Raw genomic sequence first — 21,411 nt, 5'->3', positions numbered from 1 at the left:
AATTTTTTACTTGTTTGGATAATTCTCAGGCCGTCTGAACGGTAAAACGAGAATCTTTGATTTCGTTTTTACACTTGTTCAGACGGCCTTTTGAGATGACTGCTTAGTTCAATTTACCGTGGCACTGTTTGTATTTCAGGCCGCTGCCGCAAGGGCAAGGATCGTTGCGGTGAACAATCAGGCCGTTTTGTGCAAGCGCTTCGGGGCTGAAGTCTGTGCCGTCTGGATCGAATGCTTCGGTAACCAAATCGGTTTGCGATTGACCGAGCAATTCTTCCATATCAGGCGCATCGGAGTGGACAGTCTGAACATCGCTGACGCTTTGTGCGGCAGTGTGGTCGTATTCGCTGTTGCGCTCGATTTGAACGGCGGTCAGCAAAGCGGCAATGTTTTGTTTGATGCCGCGCCACAGGTTTTCAAACATGGCGAAAGCTTCGCGTTTGTATTCCTGTTTCGGATTTTTCTGAGCATAGCTGCGCAGATGGATACCTTGGCGCAAGTAGTCCATGGCGGCGAGGTGTTCGCGCCATTGGTTGTCGATAACTTGCAGCATAACATTGCGTTCGAAGTCTGACATAGCCTGTTTGCCGACCAATTCAACTTTTTCGGCATACTCGTCTTCGATGCGCTTGATGAGGCGTTCTTTAATGTCTTGGTTGTCCAAAGTGCTGTCTTCTTTCAGCCAGCCTTTAATATCGACATGCAGGCGGAAATCGGCGGCAAGTTGGTGCTCCAGTGCCGGAATGTCCCATTGCTCTTCCATGCTGTCAGGCGGGATGTGGTAATCAACCAAGTCGCTGATAACGTCGGCACGGATTTCGCGGGTCAAATCGCTGACGTCTTTGCTGGTCAGGATTTCGTTGCGTTGATGGTAAATCACTTTACGTTGGTCGTTGGCTACGTCATCGTATTCCAAAACTTGTTTGCGCATATCGAAGTTGCGGCCTTCGACTTTACGTTGTGCGCCTTCGATTTGACGGGTCAGAAGGCCGTGTTCGATGGCGACGCCGCGTTCAGGTGCCAGGCGGTTGAGGATGGCGGCGGCACGGTCGAGTGCAAACAGGCGCAACAATGGGTCTTCAAACGACAGATAGAAACGGCTGGAGCCGGGGTCGCCCTGACGGCCCGCGCGACCGCGCAACTGGTTGTCGATACGGCGGCTTTCATGGCGTTCTGTACCGATAATGTGCAAACCGCCTGCGGCGACAACTTGGTCGTGTTCGGCTTGCCAACCGCTTTCAAGGGCGGAAATTTGCGCTTGTTTTTGCTGTTCGCTCAAGGTTTCATCGGCGTGGATGGCTTCGATTTGATGTTTGAGGTTGCCGCCCAAGACAATGTCGGTACCGCGGCCTGCCATGTTGGTGGCAACGGTAATCGCGCCGACTTTACCGGCTTGAGCGACAATTAATGCCTCGCGCTCGTGTTCTTTGGCGTTCAGAACGTTATGCGGCAGACCTGCTTCGTGTAATAAGCGGGAAACCAGTTCGGAGTTTTCGATGCTGGTTGTACCGACCAAAACCGGTTGACCGTTTTTGTGGCATTCGGCGATGTCTTTGACGACGGCTTCAAATTTTTCTTCGGCTGAACGGAAGATTTGGTCGTTGAAGTCTTTACGTTGTACAGGACGGTTGGTCGGGATGATGACGGTTTCGAGGTTGTAAATGCTTTGGAACTCGAAGGCTTCGGTGTCGGCCGTACCGGTCATGCCGGACAGTTTGCTGTACAGGCGGAAGTAGTTTTGGAAGGTAATGGACGCGAGCGTTTGGTTTTCGCGTTTGATTTCTACACCTTCTTTGGCTTCAACGGCTTGGTGCAAGCCTTCTGACCAGCGGCGGCCGGCCATCAGACGGCCTGTGAATTCGTCCACAATCACGATTTCGCCGTCTTGAATGACGTAATGTTGGTCTTTGTGGAACAGGGTGTGCGCGCGCAATGCAGCCATGAGGTGGTGCATCAGGGAAATATTGGCGGCAGAGTAGAGCGAATCGTTTTCCTGCAATAAGCCCATTTGGGTCAGGATTTGTTCGGCGTGTTCGTGACCGGCTTCGCTCAGGATAACTTGGTGTGCTTTTTCATCTACCCAGTAATCGCCTTCGCCTTCTTCGGTTTCTTGGCGGATAAGGTGGGCAGGAACAGCGTTCATCACGCGGTAGAGCTGGATGTTGTCATCCGCCTGGCCGGAAATAATCAGCGGCGTACGCGCTTCGTCAATCAGAATGGAATCCACTTCGTCGACAACGGCAAAGTTCAATTCGCGTTGAACTTTGTCGTATTGGTCGGTAACCATATTGTCGCGCAGGTAGTCGAAACCGAATTCGTTGTTTGTACCGTAAGTAATGTCGGCACCGTAAGCGGTTTGGCGTTCAAAAGGTTGCAAATCGGCGACGATCACGCCGACGTTCAAGCCTAAGAAGTTATACAACGGTTCCATAATGCCCGCGTCACGGGAGGCGAGGTAGTCGTTGACGGTAACGACGTGTACGCCTTTCCCTGACAATGCATTCAGGTAAACGGCAAGGGTGGCCACCAGAGTTTTACCTTCACCGGTACGCATTTCGGCGATTTTGCCGTTGTGCAGGACCATACCGCCGATCAGCTGTACATCGAAGTGGCGCATGCCCAATACACGGCTCGATGCTTCGCGGCAGACGGCAAAGGCTTCGACCAAAATGTCGTCCAAGCTTTGTCCGTCGGCGAGACGTTGTTTGAATTCGGCTGTTTTAGCTTGCAGTTCTGCATCGCTCAATGCCTGCATTTGTTTCTCAAGCGCGTTGATTTTGGCAACGGATTTACGATATTGTTTCAGCAGGCGGTCGTTGCGGCTGCCGAAGATTTTCTTAGCAATGTTTGTCAGCATGAATAATTCCTGCGCCTTGATATAATAGTGGGCGAAACTGGGATTTTAACACAAGCGCTTGTATAACGCGGTAATGCTGTTTGAAATAAAGGCGGTTTTGCTGTATTTCAATTGTAATTGTTTGGTTAATTCACTGAGAGGCCGTCTGAAACATATGGATTTAGCACAATTAGGCAAGCGCGATCATTTATTGGCGGGCTTGTTGCAACAATCGCAACAATGGCGGAAATTGGATGCAAAAATCAAAACGGTTTTGCCGGCCAACCTGCATCCGCATTTTCAGACGGCCTGCGTAGAAGACGGAAGATTGGTCTTGCTTGCTGCCAACAATATGGCTGCTTCGCGTTTGAAAATGATCCTGCCTGCCATGTTGCCCAAGTTGCAAACATTGCATGCAGGCGTCAGGGAAGTGGTGGTCAGGGTAGTCCCCAAGCCTCCGGTTCAGCCGAAAACCAATAGTTTGCGATTGAGCGAGGCAGCTTTAGACAGTTTCGATGAGGCGGCAGCTAAATTGGAAGGTAAACATCCCGAATTGGCGGCGGCATTGGCAGAATTGGTACGCAAGCACAGTCGTTAGAATTATGCCAGATGAGATTACGGTTAATAAATGTTAAAACTTATATCGTTCGGCTGATAGCATCTAATACTAAAGAAATACGACCTAAAAAGTATCTGTTTTCTTTTAGGTAAACTGATGTAAACTTGGCTTGAAACTTTGATTTCGTGTGAAGTTTGTAGCAAAATAACGCCTGAATTTCACATCACGCTATGCGGATAAATTTTAGTTTAGCGTTTGCCTTTTATTAATATATTCGTGTAGTGCTGTTAATAGAACTTAACAAAACTCTCATCATTAGGAGATACATCAATGAAAGCTTATCTGGCTCTGATTTCCGCTGCCGTTATCGGCTTGGCTGCATGCTCTCAAGAAGCTGCAAAACCTGCTGAAGCCCCTGCTGCTTCTGCCGCTTCCGAAGCTGCCCCTGCAGAAACTACTGCACCTGCTGATGCAGCTCCTGCTTCTGAAGCTGCTCCAGCCGACGCTGCTGCCGCTCCTGCTGCCGGCAACTGCGCGACTACTGTTGAAGCCAACGACGCTATGCAGTTCAACACTAAAGAAATCCAAGTAAGCAAAGCTTGTAAAGAATTCACCATCACCTTGAAACACACCGGTACCCAACCTAAAACCAGCATGGGCCACAACATCGTCATCGGTAAAGCTGAAGACATGGACGGTATTTTCAAAGACGGTGCCGGTGCTGCTGACACTGACTACGTTAAACCTGATGATGCACGCGTTGTTGCCCACACCAAACTGATCGGTGGTGGCGAAGAAGCTTCCCTGACTCTGGATCCTGCTAAATTGGCCGGCGGCGAATATAAATTTGCTTGTACCTTCCCAGGTCACGGCGCTTTGATGAACGGTAAAGTTACTTTGGTTGACTAATCCGCCTAAAGCTCGAAAACAGACAGCCTGCCTTGCGCAGGCTGTTTTGTTATAATCTGGAAACATTAATTTAAGAATAAATCCTATGAACCCGTTTGAAACCAAAAGCGTTACTTTTGCCGAACCCATTGAAATGCTGTACGCCTGCCACGGCAAAGTGCGCCGTTTCTGCAATCAGGTTGCCATGTTGTCGGACTATATTGCCGAAAATGGCTGCAATCAGGTTGTTTTGCAAACCATCCGCCAAATTGCCCAGTATTTCAACGTTGCCGCGCCGTTGCACCATGAAGATGAAGAAGAAAACTTCTTTCCGCTTTTATTGCAATATGCGCCACAAGCTCAAGAAAGCGTTGACGAGCTGTTGCGCCAACATGTCAGCCTGCATAGCAACTGGAACGGCGTAGCGGCTGAATTTGCCAAGCTTGAAGCGGACAACGCCTATATCCCTGATGCCGAAGCATTCAAACGTTTTGTCGCAGGATATGATGTTCATCTGGCGATTGAAGAGCCGCTGTTTGATATGGGCAAAACCTTTATCCCCAAAGAAAAATTGACCGAAATCGGTGAAATCATGGCCGCACGCCGCCGCAAATAAGGCCGTCTGAAATAATCGTCTCAAGGAAAACACTATGCTGACCCCAAAAAGTTGCGATTTGTTCAATATCCCTTTTTTCCAGTTTTCCCAGCTAAAAAAATACCAGCCTGAAAGCATTCCGCAAATCAAGGCAGACTATAAAGAAAACTGGCAGGTATGGCAGCAGCTGATCCAGCAGGTTGCCGCCGAATTGGGTGCGCCGTTTGCGCCGCCGCATATCGAACGCTGGTGTAACGGCTGGCAGGTGCGCGCTCATTTCTTTGCCTATTTTAAATACGAACAATATAAAAATTCCGCAGCGATTTTATCGATTTTGCTGAATCGCCGCCGTTTGAGCGTCAGCTTGGACTGGCACTGCTATAAAGCCGATGTTTCCCCCATCGCGCTGCCTGATTACAACCGCTGGCTGGATAATTTTGATACTGAAAAATACGCTTCATTCGATATGTGGCATGGTGCGGAAAGCGAATATGACGATTATCGTACCGTCGCCCAACAAAGCGACGGCGATAGAAAGCTTCGAGACGACAAAGATTTCTTCTGTATCGGGAAACACATCGAACGCGATGATTTGGGCAAGCAGGATGTCGCGAAATGGATAGTGGAAACAGTGGAAGACTTACTGCCGCTGTACGAAGCTTGTCATGGAAAATAACTCAGGACGCAGAAAGACAAATTGCCCATAATAAACTCAAGGCCGTCTGAAAATTATATTCAGAACGTTTCAGACGGCCTGTTTCTCAAAGTGAACAAATATGACCGAAACCCAATCCTTAGAGTTGGCCAAAGAGCTGATTTCCCGCCCGTCTGTTACGCCGGATGACCAAAACTGCCAACAACTGCTGGCCGAACGCCTGCAAAAAATCGGTTTTGCGGCTGAAGAACTTCATTTCGGCGACACCAAAAACATCTGGTTGCGACGCGGTACGAAAGCTCCCGTCGTCTGTTTTGCAGGGCATACCGACGTTGTACCGACAGGACCTGTTGAAAAATGGGATTCGCCTCCGTTTGAACCGACCGAGCGTGAAGGCCGTCTGTATGGTCGCGGCGCGGCGGATATGAAAACCAGCATTGCCTGTTTCGTTACCGCCTGCGAGCGTTTCGTTGCCGAACATCCCGACCACCAAGGCAGTATTGCGCTTCTGATTACTTCCGACGAAGAGGGAGATGCGCTGGACGGTACGACCAAAGTCGTCGATGTGTTGAAAGCGCGCGGAGAGTTGATTGATTACTGTATCGTCGGCGAACCGACTGCCGTAGATAAATTGGGTGATATGTTGAAAAACGGCCGCCGCGGCTCGTTGTCGGGCAACCTGACCGTCAAAGGCAAGCAAGGCCATATTGCCTATCCGCATTTGGCAATCAATCCCGTGCATACTTTTGCCCCGGCCTTGTTAGAGCTGACACAAGAAGTCTGGGACGAGGGCAACGAATACTTCCCGCCGACCAGTTTCCAAATTTCCAATATCAACGGCGGCACAGGCGCGACCAACGTGATTCCGGGCGAGCTGAACGTCAAATTCAATTTCCGCTTTTCTACCGAGTCTACCGAAGAAGGGCTGAAACAACGCGTTCACGCCATTTTGGACAAACACGGCGTGCAATACGATTTGCAGTGGTCTTGCTCAGGCCAACCGTTTTTAACTCAGGCCGGAAAGTTGACCGATGTGGCACGCGAAGCAATTGCCGAGATTTGTGGCGTTGAGGCCGAATTGTCCACCACCGGCGGTACTTCGGATGGACGCTTCATCAAAGCCATTGCCAAAGAACTCATCGAGTTAGGCCCGTCCAACGCGACCATCCACCAAATCAACGAAAACGTACGTTTGGAAGATATTCCGAAGCTGTCGGCAGTGTATGAGGGTATGTTGAAACGTTTGTTGAAGTGAAAAGGCCCGTAGGCTTTGAAAAACGATAGAGCAATATGATTCTTTGGCTCTTTTTGTTTTCTCTTAAGTTATCGATAATTGGACAAGGCAAAATATGATTACTCTGCCTTCTTTAAATGCGCTTCCATCAAAGTGGAATGAAATCCGCGAGCAGTTGGAAACCGACTTTTCTGCCGACCTCGAAGCCTTGCTGCACGAGCGGTTTACGGAACACGGAGCCAAGCAGTTTGAGCAGGATTTTATTGACTGTATCGGTTGTACGCCTGAGGAATATGTCCGTATCCGCCGAGCTATCCGACTGTTGGAAACGCGTTATCCGGATAGTTCGCACGAACTGACTGCGGCTGCGGTTGCCACGCCGTTGGGCGAGATGTTGGCGGTGTTCGGCGGTAAGGGTTTGTGTCTGCTGGAATTTGTCGGGCAGAAACATATGGAACAGGAAATCATGGCTGTCCAAAAAGCTTTGCGCGGGCAGTTTATTTTCCAAGAAAATGAGCAAACGCAACTTTTGCGCCAAGAATTGGATTTATACTTTCAAGGCCGTCTGAAAGTTTTTACTACGCCTTTGGAAACGATAGGTACAGCCTTCCAGCAGCAGGTGTGGGATGCGCTGCTGACCATTCCTTACGGCGAAACGCGCAGCTACAAGGAGCAGGCGCAGCAGTTGGGTAATCCTAAAGCCATTCGCGCCGTTGCCGCTGCAAACGGGCAGAACAAAGTGTCCATCCTGATTCCCTGCCACCGTGTCATCGGTAGCGACGGTAAACTGACTGGCTACGCAGGTGGCATGAGGCGCAAGAAGCTTCTATTGAATTTGGAACAAAATAGTTATCAAATGGAGCTATACTATTAGTAATAAATATGCCGTTAAAGGGAAATGTATGGAAGATAATCCTTCAAAAAAAATAAAGAAATTTTTATCTCCTGTCGAAATAGTTAAAGATGAAAAAGATGCTGTAAAGAACTTTTTAATGAGTTTAAAAACTACATCTGTTTGTCGATTTAATGCGGCAGAAAGAATTAGGACATTAAGTAAAGGTGCATTTGTAACTACGACAATTTTTTCTCTTGGGCTAATCTTAATTCCATTATTACAGATGATAGTGAGGAAAGAGGTATATGAGGCACAAACGTTATCAGTTATACAAATCTTCTTGGCTGTTTCTGTATTAGTATATTCAACTATAATTGGTACAGCTAAGTATGAGGTAAGAGCAAGTGATTTAGATAGGTGTGGGGTTGATTTAAAGAATATGATTCGTGAAATACGGTCTGAATTAAAGGATGAAAAAGATATTGATTTAAAAAAATATTCAGATCAATATCATGAAATTATAAAAAATTGCGAAAATCATAATCGATCAGATTTTAAAAAGGCGCAATTATATTTAACTGAATATTGGGAAATGCACTTTATATGCAGAAAATTATTTAGGCTAGAAATTTTTATTAAAAATTCATTACCTTATGTGCCTCAATTCTTGCTGGTAATATTGGAATTAATTTTTTTGTTGGATTTGCTTAGTATTACACAAATTCTTACGAAATATTTAAAAGTTGCCTAGAAAATTTATTTAAGAATATTAGAAAGTGAATTAATTGATGAACCTCAAAAACCGACATTTTTTGAAGCTGCTTGATTTCAGTCAAGACGAAATCCTGAATTATTTGAGTCTTGCTGCCGAACTTAAAGCTGCCAAAAAAGCAGGGTGCGAAGTGCAACGGATGAAGGGAAAAAACATCGCCCTGATTTTTGAGAAAACATCGACCCGTACCCGTTGCGCGTTTGAAGTCGCTGCACGCGACCAAGGGGCAGGGGTAACTTATCTGGAGCCGTCCGCCAGCCAAATCGGGCATAAGGAAAGCATTAAGGATACGGCGCGTGTTTTGGGGCGGATGTTTGACGGCATCGAGTATCGCGGCTTTGGACAGGATGTGGTGGAAGAGCTGGCCAAGTATGCAGGCGTGCCTGTGTTCAACGGTTTGACCAACGAGTTTCACCCGACCCAAATGCTTGCCGATGCGCTGACGATGCGCGAGCATAGCGACAAGCCTTTGAACCAAATTGCGTTTGCCTACGTCGGTGATGCGCGTTACAACATGGCCAATTCGTTGCTGGTGTTGGCTGCGAAACTGGGCATGGACGTGCGTATCGGTGCGCCGAAAAGTTTGTGGCCGTCTGAAAACATTATCGAGACGGTGCAGGCTGTTGCCAAAGAGACCGGCGGACGGATTTTGTTGACGGAGAATGTGAAAGAAGCCGTGAAAGGCGTGGATTTTATCCATACCGATGTGTGGGTCAGCATGGGCGAGCCTAAAGAGGCTTGGCAGGAACGTATCGATTTGCTGAAAGATTACCGAGTTACGCCCGCATTGATGGCGGCGGCAGAAAATCCGCAAGTCAAGTTTATGCATTGCCTGCCTGCTTTCCATAATCGCGAAACCAAAGTGGGCGAATGGATTTATGAGACGTTCGGTCTGAATGGTGTGGAAGTAACGGAAGAAGTCTTTGAAAGCGAAGCCAGCATCGTGTTTGATCAGGCAGAAAACCGGATGCACACGATTAAAGCGGTGATGGTAGCGGCATTAGGCGATTGATTGTTACGCTCAACATTGCTTACCGCTTCATTTAATAGAGATTAAATAAAGGCCGTCTGAAAGAAAGACTTTCAGACGGCCTTGTTGTTGGATTGGATTTATTGCCAAATCAGGATTTTGGGTTCGGGGGTTACTTGATAGCCTTCTTGACGCAATAGTTCGATTAAGCCTTTTTCGCTGGGTAAATGGGCAATGCCGACGGCAAAGAGGGTGCTTTGTTTGGCGGATTGCTTGCGGATTTTAGGCAGCCATGCCTGGTTGCGGCGGATCAGGAGGTCGTTTTTCAGCCAATCGGACATGGCTTTGGCGTACTTGGCATCAACACGTTTGAGGGTGCGTTGTTCGGTTTCTTCTAAAAGTGGGATGAGTTCTTCAAAGCGGCCGTCTGAATAGGCTTGATGGAGTTTTTTGACATCTTCGGTTTCTTCTTTATTGGTTTTAATGCTGGCTTTCAGAAAGTTGATCATGGTTTCTTCAGGCTGTGCTTTGAAGATTGCGGAAACTTCGTCCAAGCTTTCTAATGAACCACGCGGTTTGTTGATATTGACTGCTGCGTTGGTCAGCAACATATCTGCACCGGTTTCTGCACTATATCCTTGGGGAAATGCGCTGCCGGCAAAAACCAATGCTGCCCACGGGTGGAGTTTGTCGGCAATTTTGGCGATGGGTCGGCTTTCTTCATTTTGTGAATAGATTTCTTGTAAAAGACGGAAATCTGCTTTTCCAAGCTTGCGACTGAGCGGTTCGGTACTCATGACTTCTTTGAAGTATTTTTGATACATTTTTTTTGTTTCCGGACTGCTGTCCGGCAATGCGTCAACTTCTGTGGTCAGTTGGTCGGTGGATTGCAACAGTTTGACTGCATCGGAAGACAAGGTTTGATTGGTTCGTCCCATGTGAATGGTGCCGAGCAGATAGGAGTCTGGTTGGCCTTCTTTGCTGATTTTCCAAACATTGCTGGTTAGTTTAGGCTGCTGCCAGTTAAGTTCGGCAGGTTTGTTGTCGGTTGAGGTCGCAGCGGGTTTGCAGGCACCCAAGGCAAAGGCGGTCAATGGCACAAGCAGGCAGGCGAGCAGTTTTTTCATGTTTTTCCTTATTGTGGTGTGCGGTAGGCAAGGGCGATTTAGAAATCGAGCAGGTTTTGAACCGGATGTTCGCCCGTTTCGGGTTTTTCCATTTTGCGGTTGCGGATTTTGGCCTTCCTGAGGGATAGAAGGTGCATGACTTGATGCTTTTGGTTGTCGGTCATCTGGAGCCAGTACAAGCGCTCTTCCCGGCTGCGCAGGCAGCCTTTGCAATAACCTTTGGCATTGGCTTCGCAGACACCTATACAGGGACTGGGGATGGGGAAAAAATCGGGTTGTTCCATATTTTAAAAGCGTTTGAGATAAGGGACTGGACAAAGCAAAATTGCAGACTGCTTTCGCTTTCGTCTAAACACGACAAGTGTATCCGGTAGGATTCCTACCAATATCCAATTGAGTTGATCATTTTGATAAGTTTATATCTGCCACCCTAGGCATAAAAATCCTAAGAGAAACCATAAATATATCGCAGAAGAAGTCAGTATCTTCCCTATCGTCAGATTTTTCCAATAAAACCCAAGTAAGAATATTATAAAAATTAAAGGAATTCCAATATAAATATAATATTTAAGCGAACCTAATTCACTGAACACGTTTATAACAGAATAGAGACCGACAAATCCACCTGACCAAAAAACAATTATTGCTGGTCCTAAGAAAATGGCCGTTATTAAATGAGGGAGGAGTAAGATTTTTATCCATTCTTTATGTTTAATGTTCATTTTATATCTTGTACTGCAATGGTATCGTATCGATTCAAATAGGGGGAGCAAAATGTACAGTAAGGTCTCCAAGATCAATTACGGTATGTTTGGCAGAATCATGTTTTAATACAAATCTGGAGTTCCCCTATATTTTGATTTTCAGACGACCTATTTCAGCCCCAACGATCTGCATTTTATGACTTAATCAGTTTACGCAAAGACTGATTGTTGTATTTGATATCGGCAATCATTCGGTCGTATTGATGCATTCTACGGAGTGAGCGGGTAATCAGATAGACCGAGAAAATAATCAAACTGATGTTCATCAGACTGACCAGTACGAGCAAAGGCCAAACATCAACGGCTTCGTACCATTTCGATGTCGCAATCAGCGCACTGAAAATAGACAAAGGGAGTGCGAAAACGGCAATGCCCGTACGCATGATAGCAAGTGCCGTGCGTTTTTCAGCAAGGAGAAGCTGCACTTGATTGATGCTGAGGATATCGTTTTGCTGCTCGGTAATCATAGGATACGCGCCTATACAAATTAACTTTGAATCCTGATAAAGCGGGAAATATGGTTTTATGTTACCCGAAAATATTGAAAATAAAAACAAAGGTCGTCTGAAAATTTTCAGACGACCTTTTCTATCCCTATTTATACAGTTTGCGAGTATTTGGCTTTGGTTTCTTTATGGCGCAGATGGTAGTCGAACACCATGGCGATGTTGCGGATCAGGAAACGGCCCTTTGGCGTAACGGTCAGGCTGTGCGGTTTGAGACGAACCAGACCGAGGGTTTCTAGTTGCTTCATATCTTCCAGTTCGGCTGCAAAATAGCGGCTAAACGGAATGCCGAACACGCTTTCGTAAATTTGATAATCAAGCGAGAAGCGGCACATCAAATCCTGAATGATGTTGCGGCGCAAAATGTCGTCTTGATTAAGTTGGTAGCCGCGCATAATCGGCAGATGTCCGGCATCGAGTGCGGCGTAATAGGCATCGATGTCGCGCTCGTTTTGGGAGTAGGTGCTGCCGATTTTGCCGATAGAGGACACGCCGATCGCTACCAAATCGCAGTCGGCATAGGTTGAATAGCCTTGGAAGTTGCGTTGCAGGAAGCCTTCTTTGAGGGCGATGGAGAGTTCGTCGTCAGGTTTGGCAAAGTGGTCCATACCGATGAAAACGTAGCCGCGCTCGGTCAGGGTTTGAACGCAATATTGCAGCATATCGAGTTTTTCTTCGCTGCCGGGTACGACATTGGTGTCGATACGGCGTTGTGGTTTGAAGATATGCGGCAGGTGGGCGTAGTGGTAGAGGGCAAGGCGGTCGGGATCGAGGGACAAGACCGTGTCGATGGTGGTCTTGATGCTTTCAGTGTTTTGGTGTGGCAGGCCGTAAATTAAATCGACGCTGACCGATTTAAACCCGGCTTCACGCGCGGCATCAATCACTTCTTTGGTTTCTTCGTAGCTTTGAATACGGTTGACGGCTTCCTGTACTTTAGGGTCAAAGTCTTGAATACCGACACTCATGCGGTTGAAACCAAGTTTGCCCAGTTTGAGGACGGTTTCGCGGCTGACTTTGCGCGGGTCGATTTCGATGGAGTATTCGCCGTTGGGAATCAGCTGAAAGTATTTACGAATCATGTCGAAGACGCGTTCGAGTTGGTCGTCGCTCAGGAATGTGGGCGTGCCGCCGCCGAAGTGGAGCTGCGCGAGCTGGTGTCTTCCGCCTAAATGAGGTGCCAGCAATTCCATTTCTTTTTCCAGATACTGGATATAGGCATCGGCACGGCTTTTGTCTTTGGTAATGATTTTGTTGCAGCCGCAGTAGTAGCAGATGGTATTGCAGAAGGGGATGTGGATGTAGAGCGAAAGGGGTTTGTTGAGCGCTCCCGTATTGCGCAGGCTTAAAGCTTGGATATATTCGGCTTCTTTAAAGCCTTCATGGAAGCGATCGGCAGTTGGGTAGGATGTATAACGGGGACCGCTTGATGGCAAACTGGCAATCAATTCACGATCGAATTCCGGTAATTCGTTGTTTGTGTTGGTATTATTTGAGATGGGGATGATTTTCATGGTTGGGCTTGTAGTATAAAGTAGGGAAATTAGGGAAAATTTTAGTCAAAATTTCGATAGTTTGGTAGAATGCCTGATAATGATATGCCAACTTTGACTTGGGTCAATAGTTATTCGGCTTCATCAGGGATTTATAGAACTATGCAGATTAAGGGTGCGTTATGGCCACACACAATGCAACACATCAAATGAAAACCTTGTGTTCCACATGTTCTTTACGCGAGCTGTGTTTGCCTGTCGGACTGATGCCTAACGAATTTTCACAATTGGACGCGGTTATTCGTCAAAGCCGCCGTCTGAAAAAAGGTGAATACCTGTTCCGTGCCGGCGAGCCGTTTACCTCTTTGTTTGCCATCCGTGCGGGCTTCTTTAAGACAACAGTCGCCAGCCAAGATGGACGAGATCAGGTAACCGGCTTTTTTATGTCGGGCGAGCTGATCGGTATGGATGGGATTTGTTCCCATATTCACAGCTGTGATGCTGTGGCTTTGGAAGACAGCGAGGTATGCGAGCTTCCGTTTACTCATATTGAGGAACTCGGTCAGGATATTCCCAGCCTCCGCTCCCACTTTTTCCGCTTGATGAGCCGCGAAATTGTCCGAGATCAGGGCGTTATGTTGCTTTTGGGCAATATGCGCGCTGAAGAGCGATTGGCGGCATTCTTGCTCAACTTGTCCCAGCGTCTCTATTCACGAGGTTTTGCCGCCAATGATTTTATCTTGCGGATGTCGCGTGAGGAAATCGGCAGCTATTTGGGGCTGAAACTGGAAACAGTCAGCCGCACCTTGTCTAAATTCCATCATGAAGGCTTGATTTCTGTTGAACACAAGCACATCAAAATCTTAGATGCGACAACCTTGAAGAAAATGGTTTCTGGTTGTTCGCATGCTATCTGAATCTTAGGCCGTCTGAAATATTTCAGACGGCCTTTTTAACAAGAATTAAAGAATAATTGTTAAGTTACGCAAGTTATAGTTAGATGTTAAATTGAAAAATCTTCAACAACCGGCGTGTACAGAATGCGGTCAACTGCTTCACGGGTCAGTTTCGGAGCGAACATCTGTATAAAATCATAGGTATAGCCACGCAGGTAGGTGTCGGTGCGTAAGGCTATCCAAGTGGGCGACGGCTCAAATAAGTGCGCCGCGTCTATCAGCTGCAAATCTTGATCGACAACGGGATCGTACGCCATTTTGGCCATCAAACCCACTCCTAAGCCTAAGCGTACATACGTTTTCAATACATCCGTATCGGCAGCCGATAAAGCAACATCAGGTTGCTCGATATGCGCTTTATTAAAGGTACGCGCAATACTGCTGCCGGAGTTGAACGCAAATTCGTAAGTAACCAGCGGAAAAGAAGCCAAATCTTCAAGGCTTAAAGGATTGCGGCAGTCCAAAAGAGGGTGGTCGTGCGGAACAATGACGGCATGATTCCATTCATAGCAGGGTAGTTTGCCTAACTCGGGATGATCGTCAATGCGTTCGGTAATAATTGCCAAATCTGCTTCTCCGCTGCTGACCATTTGGGCAATAGCGGAAGGGCTGCCTTGTTTGATGGTCAAATTGACCTTAGGGTAGTTTTTCACAAATTCTGCAACGATTTTAGGCAATGCATAACGCGCCTGGGTGTGCGTCGTGGCAATAGTCAGAGAGCCGCTGTCATGATCGGTAAATTCGCTGCCGATATTTTTAATGTTCTGCACATCGCGCAAAATCCGTTCCGAAATCTCTAACACGGCTTTGCCCGGTTGCGAAACGGAAACCACACGCTTGCCACTGCGGATAAAAATTTGGATACCCAATTCTTCTTCAAGCAGGCGGATTTGTTTGGAAATGCCGGGCTGGGATGTAAAAAGCGCATCGGCAGCCTCGGAAACATTCAGATTGTGCCGGTAAACTTCAAGGGCGTAACGTAATTGTTGCAGTTTCATGGTGGCAGTATCGGATACGTTGTTATTGTGGATTTTGTGCGACAAACGGTCTGTAATTTAACATATTTTGCCCGGTTTTGCCCTGAGTTTTGAAAATGGTTGTTTTTAATGAAAATATCTTTTAATGATATGAAAACAGGAAATCTGTGAATGAAAGGGGAATGAAGTTTTGTTGTTTTTGTACAACTTTGGGCGGGTGAATTGGCTGATTTTGCCCTAAATTAATGACACAAGATTGATTTTTCGGCATGATTAACTACTAGGAAGCAGGCACTTCATAATTGTTTGAAGGCATCGAGTATTGACAGTTTGCCTTGCGCTTCTTTATAGTGCAACCTGATATATCCGATTTGCCGCTGTTTTGATACTGCGGCCTGTATATTGGTACTTTGCAGCGGTTGCTTTCCTAGTCCGCCGCATAACAATTTGATGAGGGAATAAAATGACCAAACAGCTGAAATTAAGCGCATTGTTCGTTGCCTTGGTTGCCTCTGGCACCGCAATGGCCAGCGAAGCGCATACCAAACACGGTTACACCGTAAGCAGCCAATCTCAAGAAATCGTCCGTAACAACTACGGCGAATGCTGGAAAAACAGCTACTTCGACAAAGCTACCCAAGGCCGTGTTGAATGTGGTGACCGCGAAGCAGTTGCTCCTGTACAACAAGCTCCTGAGTATGTTGATGAAACTGTTTCTCTGTCTACTAAAACTCTGTTCGGCTTCGACAAAGATAACCTGCGTCCTGAAGCTCAAGAAAACCTGGACGCTTTGGCCCAACGCCTGAGCAACGAAAGCGTACAAACTGTACGTGTTGAAGGTCACACTGACTTCATGGGTTCTGAGCAATACAACCAAGCTCTGTCTGAGCGTCGTGCTAACGTAGTTGCTAACTATTTGGTAGGTCATGGCGTTGCTTCTAGCAAAATCTCTGCAGTAGGTCTGGGCGAGTCTCAAGCTCAAATGACTGCTACTTGTGAAGCTGAAGTTGCTAAACTGGGTAAAAAAGTTTCTAAAGCTAAGAAACGTGCTGCCCTTATCGCTTGTATCGAACCTGACCGTCGCGTTGATGTTAAAATCCGCAGCGTTGTTACTCGTCAAGTTGCTCCAGGCCAAACTATCGAAGGTCAAGGCGAATTGCCTGCTACTGATGAAGGTTGGATCCCAGCTCCTTACAATGGCGTTCACGGTTACGCTAAACCTTAATCGGTTTGTGAAAAATGCCCTGCAATATGCAGGGCATTTTTTTATGGTTTATATTTGAAGAGTCGGGGGAGTTCATGATTCAAAATAAAAGGCCGTCTGAAAGACTTCTTTTCAGACGGCCTTTTATTGAGACAGATTAGTTTGGTTTGGGCCATTTCCATACGCAGATGGCTGCCAGTATGGTACAAATCAAAAAGAGGATACTGGATAAGCCGTGCCAAACGCCGAATGTTCCGCCTACTAGGGACAGTAGCCAGTTATCCAGACCGTACTTGTGTGCCTCGATAACCGGCGTAACTAAAAGATGGTTGCAGGCTAAGAGTAGCCAAAGTACCAAAATCCACCAAGAAAGTGAGGCCAGTTGCCGTCTGAAAAAGGCATAGGCTGCGCCAAAAATTACTAAGCCACATAGTGCTGTAATGGCAAACAAAATACCGGCAATTTCTCCTGCCTGCATTTTAGGTAGGAGGCGGAACAGGATAGGGGCGGTAACATAGCCTGCTGTCAGCTGCATACCGAGCCATATAGCGGCAGCGGTTTGGGTAATTTTGTACAGTAGATTCATTATGTTTCTCCTGGGAATATTTCACTTTTTCTATTATGGTATTTTTAGATACAACAAAAGGCCGTCTGAAAATGTTTTCAGACGGCCTTTTGTTTATTTAAATATATTGCACGGCAATGATGTCATATTCACGTACGCCGCCGGGTGCTTGAACTTCTGCAACGTCGCCTTCTTCTTTGCCGATCAGGGCGCGGGCAATGGGGGAGCCAACGTAGATTTTGCGTTCTTTGATGTCTGCTTCATCTTCACCGACGATTTGGTAGGTAACTTGTTCTTCAGTTTCCAAATCTTCCAGTGTCACAGTTGTGCCGAATACGATTTTGCCTTCTGCATGGATTTCGGCAGGGTTGATGATGTGCGCCATAGAGAGTTTGTGTTCCAACTCGGCGATGCGGCCTTCGATAAAGCCTTGACGCTCTTTGGCGGCTTCGTATTCTGCGTTTTCAGACAAGTCGCCGTGTGAACGTGCTTCGGCGATGGCTTCGATGACTTCTGGGCGTGCTACGCTTTTGAGGTGTTGAAGTTCTTGTTTCAACAATTCTGCACCACGGACGGTCAAAGGGATTTTTTGCATTGAGTTCTCCATGAAAGCATGATAATGCTTTTAAAATTTTATCCGGCCACGCGCGGTAGCCGGATTGGAAATAAAAATACAAGCCGCCAAAGCTTGGCGGCTTGATGAATAAATAAGTAATGCCTGTATTCTACCAAATTCTGCCGAAACCGCAATGATTAAAACGGATTTTCAGTAAAGTGTTGTTTTCTGTCTATTTTGTTTTTTCAGACGGCCTGAAAACTAAATATTGAAGTATTTCAAAGCTGCACTGGAAAAACGGTTTCTTAAATGAATGTTTTTGATTAAAATACCTGTTGCTAATTCGTAGTGATTAGTCTGCTTTAACTATATGAAGAGAAAATATGGAAACAAAACCAACTTCCCAAAATGAACAACAGGCTAACCGCCGTTATTTGACTGTTTGGCGATGGCATTTTTATGCCGGACTTTTGGTTGCGCCGTTTTTAACCCTGCTGGCTGTTACAGGGTTGGGAATGCTGCTATTCGCCAATATTACCGGTAAAGAAGGCGAACGCATACATATTACGCCGCAGGCAGTGGTGCAGCCTTTGTCGGCTCAGGCTGAGGCCGCCAGACAGTTTGTGAATCCGGAAACTGCTTCTGTAGTGCAGTATATTGCGCCACGCGCAGATGATATGGTTGCCGTATTCCGCGTGAACAATGACGATAAAGCTACTATGGTTGCCGTTGATCCCTATACGGCAAAAGTTGTGAATACGATGCCGCGCAGTCAAGGCTGGTATCACACGATGGACGAAATCCACGGCGATATGATGATCGGCCCGGTGGGCGACTATCTGCTAGAAACTGCCGCGTCGCTGACCATCCTGATGATAATCACGGGGATTTATTTGTGGTGGGCGAAACAGCGCAGCCTGAAATCCATGCTTGTGCCGAAAGCAGGCAAAGGACGCACATGGTGGCGTAGCATGCACGGAGCATTTGGTTCTTGGGTTTCTTTGATTTTGTTGCTGTTCTGTCTGTCAGGTATTGCTTGGGCAGGTATTTGGGGGGGTAAAGCGGTTCAGGCGTGGAGCCAATTTCCTGCGGGTAAATGGGGCGTCGAGCCGAATCCTGTATCTTCCGTACCAACCCATGGTGATGTGCTGAACGACGGTAAATCTAAAGAAGTGCCATGGATTTTGGAGTTAACGCCTATGCCGGTTTCCGGTACGACAATGGGTAAAAACGGCATTAATCCAAGCGAGCCGATGACTTTGGAGACGGTTGACCGCTTTGCACGTGAAATTGGCTTTAAAGGCCGTTATCAGCTCAATTTACCCAAAGGTGAGACCGGTGTATGGACGTTGTCGCAAGACTCAATGAGTTACGATATGATTAGTCCGACCGCTGACCGCACAGTACACATCGATCAATACAGCGGTAAAATTCTGGCTGATATTCATTTCGACGATTACAACTGGTTTGGTAAATTCATGGCGGCAAGCATTGCTTTGCATATGGGTACATTGGGCTGGTGGAGCGTATTGGCAAATGTCTTGTTCTGTCTGGCGATTATCTTTATCTGTGTCAGCGGCTGTGTAATGTGGTGGAAACGCCGTCCTTCGGAAGCACGTGGTTTGGTTCCTCCGGCGCAGAAAATCAAATTGCCGGTATGGTGGGCAATGGCTGTGCCGCTTTTGATTTTGGCTGTGATTTTCCCAACAGCCATTGCTGCAATCGCTGTTATTTGGATTTTGGATACACTGTTGTTGTCGCGTATCCCGGCATTGGCAAGATGGTTTAAATAACCGCCCGATGTGATTAAAGGCCGTCTGAATCTTTTGTTTCAGACGGCCTTTTGTATAAAGGTTAAAAGAGGTAGGGGAATTATGATTCTGTTTAAGTCTATGCGCGAGATGTGTATTGTGATTGGCTTGCAGGATTGTGTAAGAAAGACGAGGAGATCTTGTATAAAAACAAAAAACCCACTTCATTGAAGTGGGTTTTTGATGAAAGCTATTAACCTTTGCGAGCAGGCAATTTTTCTTTAATGCGAGCTGCTTTACCGGTCAGGCCGCGCAAGTAGTACAGTTTGGCGCGACGTACGTCACCACGGCGTTTAACTTCGATTTTTTCTACGGTAGGAGAGTACAGTTGGAAAGTACGTTCTACACCTTCGCCGCTAGAGATTTTGCGAACGATGAAGTTGCTGTTCAGGCCACGGTTGCGGCGAGCGATAACAACACCTTCGTATGCTTGCAGACGGCTGCGAGAACCCTCAACTACGCGTACAGATACGACAACGGTGTCGCCTGGAGCGAATTCAGGGATTTCTTTGTTCAGGCGAGCGATTTCTTCTTGCTCTAATTGTTGAATCAAGTTCATTTGTTTTTCCTAAGTTATGATTGGATTTCCTGTTGCTCTTGCAAGATTTCTTTCAAGAGGCGGGATTCCTTTGGGATTAAACTGCGCTTTTCCAATAAATCAGGTCGGCGCTCTAAAGTGCGTCGCAGCGATTGTTTCAATCGCCACTCGGCAATCAAGCCATGATTTCCTGAGCGTAAGACCTCGGGAACCATCATGCCTTGGAATTCTACGGGTTTGGTGTAATGAGGACAGTCTAAAAGGCCGTCTGAAAACGAGTCTTGTTCGGCTGACTGTATATCGCCCAATACACCCGGAACCAATCTTAAGACGGCATCCATCAACATCATGGCGGGTAATTCACCGCCCGAGACGACAAAGTCGCCAATGCTGATTTCTTCGTCCACACTGCTTTGCAGCAGTCTTTCATCTATGCCTTCATAGCGTCCGCATAGAAGAATAAGATGGGACAGTTCGGCAAGTTCTGCAGCTTTTTTATGTGTCAGCGGCTGACCTTGCGGACTGAGATAAATTACTTTGGCAGGTTTTTGCGAGTTTGCTTTGGCTTCTTCGATTGCCGCTTGAAGCGGCGGCGCCATCATAATCATTCCCGGACCACCTCCGAAGGGGCGATCATCGATATAGCCAAGTTTGTTGTCGGCAAATTTTCGGGGATTGATGGCTTGAAACTGCCAAAGATTTTGTTTTCTTGCTCTGCCTGTAACGCCGTATTCGACAATGCTGTCGAACATCTCCGGGAAAATGGTGATGGCTTGAATCAGCATCAGTAGTCCAAACCCCAGTCGGCGATAATGGTTTTGCTGTCGGTATCGACAGATTCGATATAGTTGGAGACAAAGGGAATCAGGATTTGTCCGTGTTCGCCTTTAATCATCAAAACATCATTTGCACCGGTTTCCATCAGGTTGCTGACTTTGCCGAGGACGATGTTTTCTTTGTTGATGACGGTCATGCCGACTAAATCTGCCCAGTAGTATTCGTCTTCCTCAGTAGGGGCGAATGACTCTCTGGGGATTTCGATGGTATAGCCGCGCAAGGCAAATGCTTGGTCGCGATCGTCTATACCTTCAAATTTGACCTGAAGTTCGCCATTGACAATTTTACCTGCCTCAAGCACAACATTCAGGGTTTTGCCATCCTTGCACAACTGCCACTCGGGGTAGTCCAGCAGGCTGTCGGTATATTCGGTATTGGCGGCAATTTTAAGCCAGCCTTTAATGCCGAATACGCCTTTGATGTAGCCCATGGCTACCCGTTTTTGAGTGTCTGTCATGGTCGTTTCGGCTGATTAAGCAGCGATTTTTTGCTCTTTAATCAGTTTGGCAACTGCGTCGCTAACTTTCGCGCCTTGAGCAACCCAGTGGTTGATGCGGTCTGCGTCGAAACGTACGCGTTCTTGTTTTTCGTTGGCAACGGGGTTGTAGAAACCTACGCGCTCGATGAAGCGGCCGTCACGACGGTTGCGAGAGTCAGTTACGACTACGTTGAAGAAAGGGCGGTGTTTTGAGCCGCCGCGAGCCAAACGGATAACTACCATTTTGAGTCCTTT

General features: G+C 47.0%; 23 protein-coding genes. 11 read left to right on the top strand and 12 right to left on the bottom strand.

The features are described 5' to 3' along the window. Positions 1 to 103: 103 nt before the first annotated feature. The gene (secA, locus tag ACTHS8_RS06420; protein ID WP_440373285.1) at positions 104 to 2,857 is read right to left on the bottom strand and encodes a preprotein translocase subunit SecA; all 2,754 of its coding nucleotides are present in this window, start codon (positions 2,855 to 2,857) and stop codon (positions 104 to 106) included. Between the two features lie 154 nt (positions 2,858 to 3,011). Here secA and ACTHS8_RS06415 point away from each other — a divergent pair, with 154 nt between their 5' ends. From ACTHS8_RS06415 to argF, 8 genes are all read left to right on the top strand, one after another. Beyond that, a complete protein-coding gene (locus ACTHS8_RS06415) occupies positions 3,012 to 3,434 on the top strand; it encodes a DciA family protein (RefSeq protein ID WP_295847837.1) in 423 nt (140 codons plus the stop codon). Between the two features lie 291 nt (positions 3,435 to 3,725). Then, entirely contained in the window at positions 3,726 to 4,304 is a 579-nt protein-coding gene (gene azu, locus ACTHS8_RS06410) for an azurin (protein ID WP_440373284.1), read from the top strand. Between the two features lie 85 nt (positions 4,305 to 4,389). Further along, positions 4,390 to 4,899: a hemerythrin domain-containing protein gene (locus ACTHS8_RS06405; RefSeq protein ID WP_314592463.1), complete on the top strand. Its 510-nt coding sequence runs from the start codon at positions 4,390 to 4,392 to the stop codon at positions 4,897 to 4,899. A gap of 34 nt (positions 4,900 to 4,933) precedes the next feature. Further along, entirely contained in the window at positions 4,934 to 5,554 is a 621-nt protein-coding gene (locus ACTHS8_RS06400) for a glucose-6-phosphate 1-dehydrogenase family protein (RefSeq protein ID WP_004519621.1), read from the top strand. A gap of 100 nt (positions 5,555 to 5,654) precedes the next feature. Next, positions 5,655 to 6,788, top strand: a complete 1,134-nt coding sequence (gene dapE / locus ACTHS8_RS06395; protein WP_440373283.1) for a succinyl-diaminopimelate desuccinylase — start codon at positions 5,655 to 5,657, stop codon at positions 6,786 to 6,788. 94 nt (positions 6,789 to 6,882) lie between these two features. Beyond that, on the top strand, positions 6,883 to 7,641 hold the full coding sequence (locus ACTHS8_RS06390) for a methylated-DNA--[protein]-cysteine S-methyltransferase (protein WP_440373282.1): 759 nt from the start codon (positions 6,883 to 6,885) through the stop codon (positions 7,639 to 7,641). Positions 7,642 to 7,669: 28 nt separating this feature from the next. Further along, entirely contained in the window at positions 7,670 to 8,353 is a 684-nt protein-coding gene (locus tag ACTHS8_RS06385; protein WP_440373281.1) for an SLATT domain-containing protein, read from the top strand. A gap of 37 nt (positions 8,354 to 8,390) precedes the next feature. After that, complete coding sequence (gene argF / locus ACTHS8_RS06380) at positions 8,391 to 9,386, top strand: ornithine carbamoyltransferase (protein WP_440373280.1); 996 nt, start codon at positions 8,391 to 8,393, stop codon at positions 9,384 to 9,386. Between the two features lie 98 nt (positions 9,387 to 9,484). Here argF and ACTHS8_RS06375 read toward each other — a convergent pair whose 3' ends face one another. From ACTHS8_RS06375 to hemN, 4 genes are all read right to left on the bottom strand, one after another. Next, on the bottom strand, positions 9,485 to 10,471 hold the full coding sequence (locus ACTHS8_RS06375) for a TraB/GumN family protein (protein WP_440373279.1): 987 nt from the start codon (positions 10,469 to 10,471) through the stop codon (positions 9,485 to 9,487). Positions 10,472 to 10,509: 38 nt separating this feature from the next. Continuing rightward, positions 10,510 to 10,755, bottom strand: coding sequence for a DUF1289 domain-containing protein (locus tag ACTHS8_RS06370; RefSeq protein WP_440373278.1), 246 nt, complete (start codon positions 10,753 to 10,755; stop codon positions 10,510 to 10,512). Positions 10,756 to 11,369: 614 nt separating this feature from the next. Next, positions 11,370 to 11,702, bottom strand: coding sequence for a hypothetical protein (locus ACTHS8_RS06365; protein ID WP_440373277.1), 333 nt, complete (start codon positions 11,700 to 11,702; stop codon positions 11,370 to 11,372). A gap of 131 nt (positions 11,703 to 11,833) precedes the next feature. After that, a complete protein-coding gene (gene hemN, locus ACTHS8_RS06360) occupies positions 11,834 to 13,255 on the bottom strand; it encodes an oxygen-independent coproporphyrinogen III oxidase (protein WP_070591642.1) in 1,422 nt (473 codons plus the stop codon). 161 nt (positions 13,256 to 13,416) lie between these two features. Here hemN and fnr point away from each other — a divergent pair, with 161 nt between their 5' ends. Next, the gene (fnr, locus tag ACTHS8_RS06355) at positions 13,417 to 14,151 is read left to right on the top strand and encodes a fumarate/nitrate reduction transcriptional regulator Fnr (protein ID WP_039862092.1); all 735 of its coding nucleotides are present in this window, start codon (positions 13,417 to 13,419) and stop codon (positions 14,149 to 14,151) included. 86 nt (positions 14,152 to 14,237) lie between these two features. Here the strand turns inward: fnr and ACTHS8_RS06350 are convergent, their stop codons facing one another. After that, positions 14,238 to 15,188 (bottom strand): CysB family HTH-type transcriptional regulator, encoded by a 951-nt coding sequence (locus ACTHS8_RS06350; RefSeq protein WP_036493297.1) that lies wholly within the window; start codon positions 15,186 to 15,188, stop codon positions 14,238 to 14,240. Between the two features lie 442 nt (positions 15,189 to 15,630). Here ACTHS8_RS06350 and ACTHS8_RS06345 point away from each other — a divergent pair, with 442 nt between their 5' ends. Further along, positions 15,631 to 16,392: an OmpA family protein gene (locus tag ACTHS8_RS06345; RefSeq protein ID WP_371489816.1), complete on the top strand. Its 762-nt coding sequence runs from the start codon at positions 15,631 to 15,633 to the stop codon at positions 16,390 to 16,392. A 136-nt stretch (positions 16,393 to 16,528) separates the two neighbouring features. On the opposite strand, the gene ACTHS8_RS06340 is transcribed toward ACTHS8_RS06345, so the two are convergent. Next, on the bottom strand, positions 16,529 to 16,957 hold the full coding sequence (locus ACTHS8_RS06340) for a DUF4149 domain-containing protein (RefSeq protein ID WP_440369693.1): 429 nt from the start codon (positions 16,955 to 16,957) through the stop codon (positions 16,529 to 16,531). Positions 16,958 to 17,054: 97 nt separating this feature from the next. Then, positions 17,055 to 17,531, bottom strand: coding sequence for a transcription elongation factor GreA (gene greA, locus ACTHS8_RS06335; RefSeq protein WP_003684304.1), 477 nt, complete (start codon positions 17,529 to 17,531; stop codon positions 17,055 to 17,057). 344 nt (positions 17,532 to 17,875) lie between these two features. Between greA and ACTHS8_RS06330 the strand changes: the two genes are divergently transcribed. Continuing rightward, entirely contained in the window at positions 17,876 to 19,285 is a 1,410-nt protein-coding gene (locus ACTHS8_RS06330; protein ID WP_440373276.1) for a PepSY-associated TM helix domain-containing protein, read from the top strand. 211 nt (positions 19,286 to 19,496) lie between these two features. Here ACTHS8_RS06330 and rplS read toward each other — a convergent pair whose 3' ends face one another. From rplS to rpsP, 4 genes are read right to left on the bottom strand one after another with little or no spacing between them, the layout of a single operon-like run. After that, positions 19,497 to 19,862 (bottom strand): 50S ribosomal protein L19, encoded by a 366-nt coding sequence (gene rplS, locus ACTHS8_RS06325; RefSeq protein WP_003679470.1) that lies wholly within the window; start codon positions 19,860 to 19,862, stop codon positions 19,497 to 19,499. 14 nt (positions 19,863 to 19,876) lie between these two features. Then, on the bottom strand, positions 19,877 to 20,626 hold the full coding sequence (gene trmD, locus ACTHS8_RS06320; RefSeq protein ID WP_440373275.1) for a tRNA (guanosine(37)-N1)-methyltransferase TrmD: 750 nt from the start codon (positions 20,624 to 20,626) through the stop codon (positions 19,877 to 19,879). After that, positions 20,626 to 21,135 carry a ribosome maturation factor RimM gene (rimM, locus tag ACTHS8_RS06315; protein ID WP_049329569.1) on the bottom strand — a complete coding sequence of 170 codons (510 nt, stop codon included), beginning with the start codon at positions 21,133 to 21,135 and terminating at the stop codon, positions 20,626 to 20,628. Before rimM ends, trmD begins: the two co-directional genes overlap by 1 nt. 15 nt (positions 21,136 to 21,150) lie before the next feature. Next, positions 21,151 to 21,399, bottom strand: a complete 249-nt coding sequence (rpsP, locus tag ACTHS8_RS06310; protein ID WP_003684452.1) for a 30S ribosomal protein S16 — start codon at positions 21,397 to 21,399, stop codon at positions 21,151 to 21,153. Between the last annotated feature and the right edge of the window lie 12 nt (positions 21,400 to 21,411).

The sequence above is a fragment of the Neisseria sp. P0016.S008 genome (assembly GCF_051957775.1).
In the GTDB taxonomy this organism is placed as follows: domain Bacteria; phylum Pseudomonadota; class Gammaproteobacteria; order Burkholderiales; family Neisseriaceae; genus Neisseria; species Neisseria flavescens_B.
The sequence above is the reverse complement of the archived record's forward strand: the minus strand, read 5'-3'. Positions and strand labels throughout refer to the sequence as shown.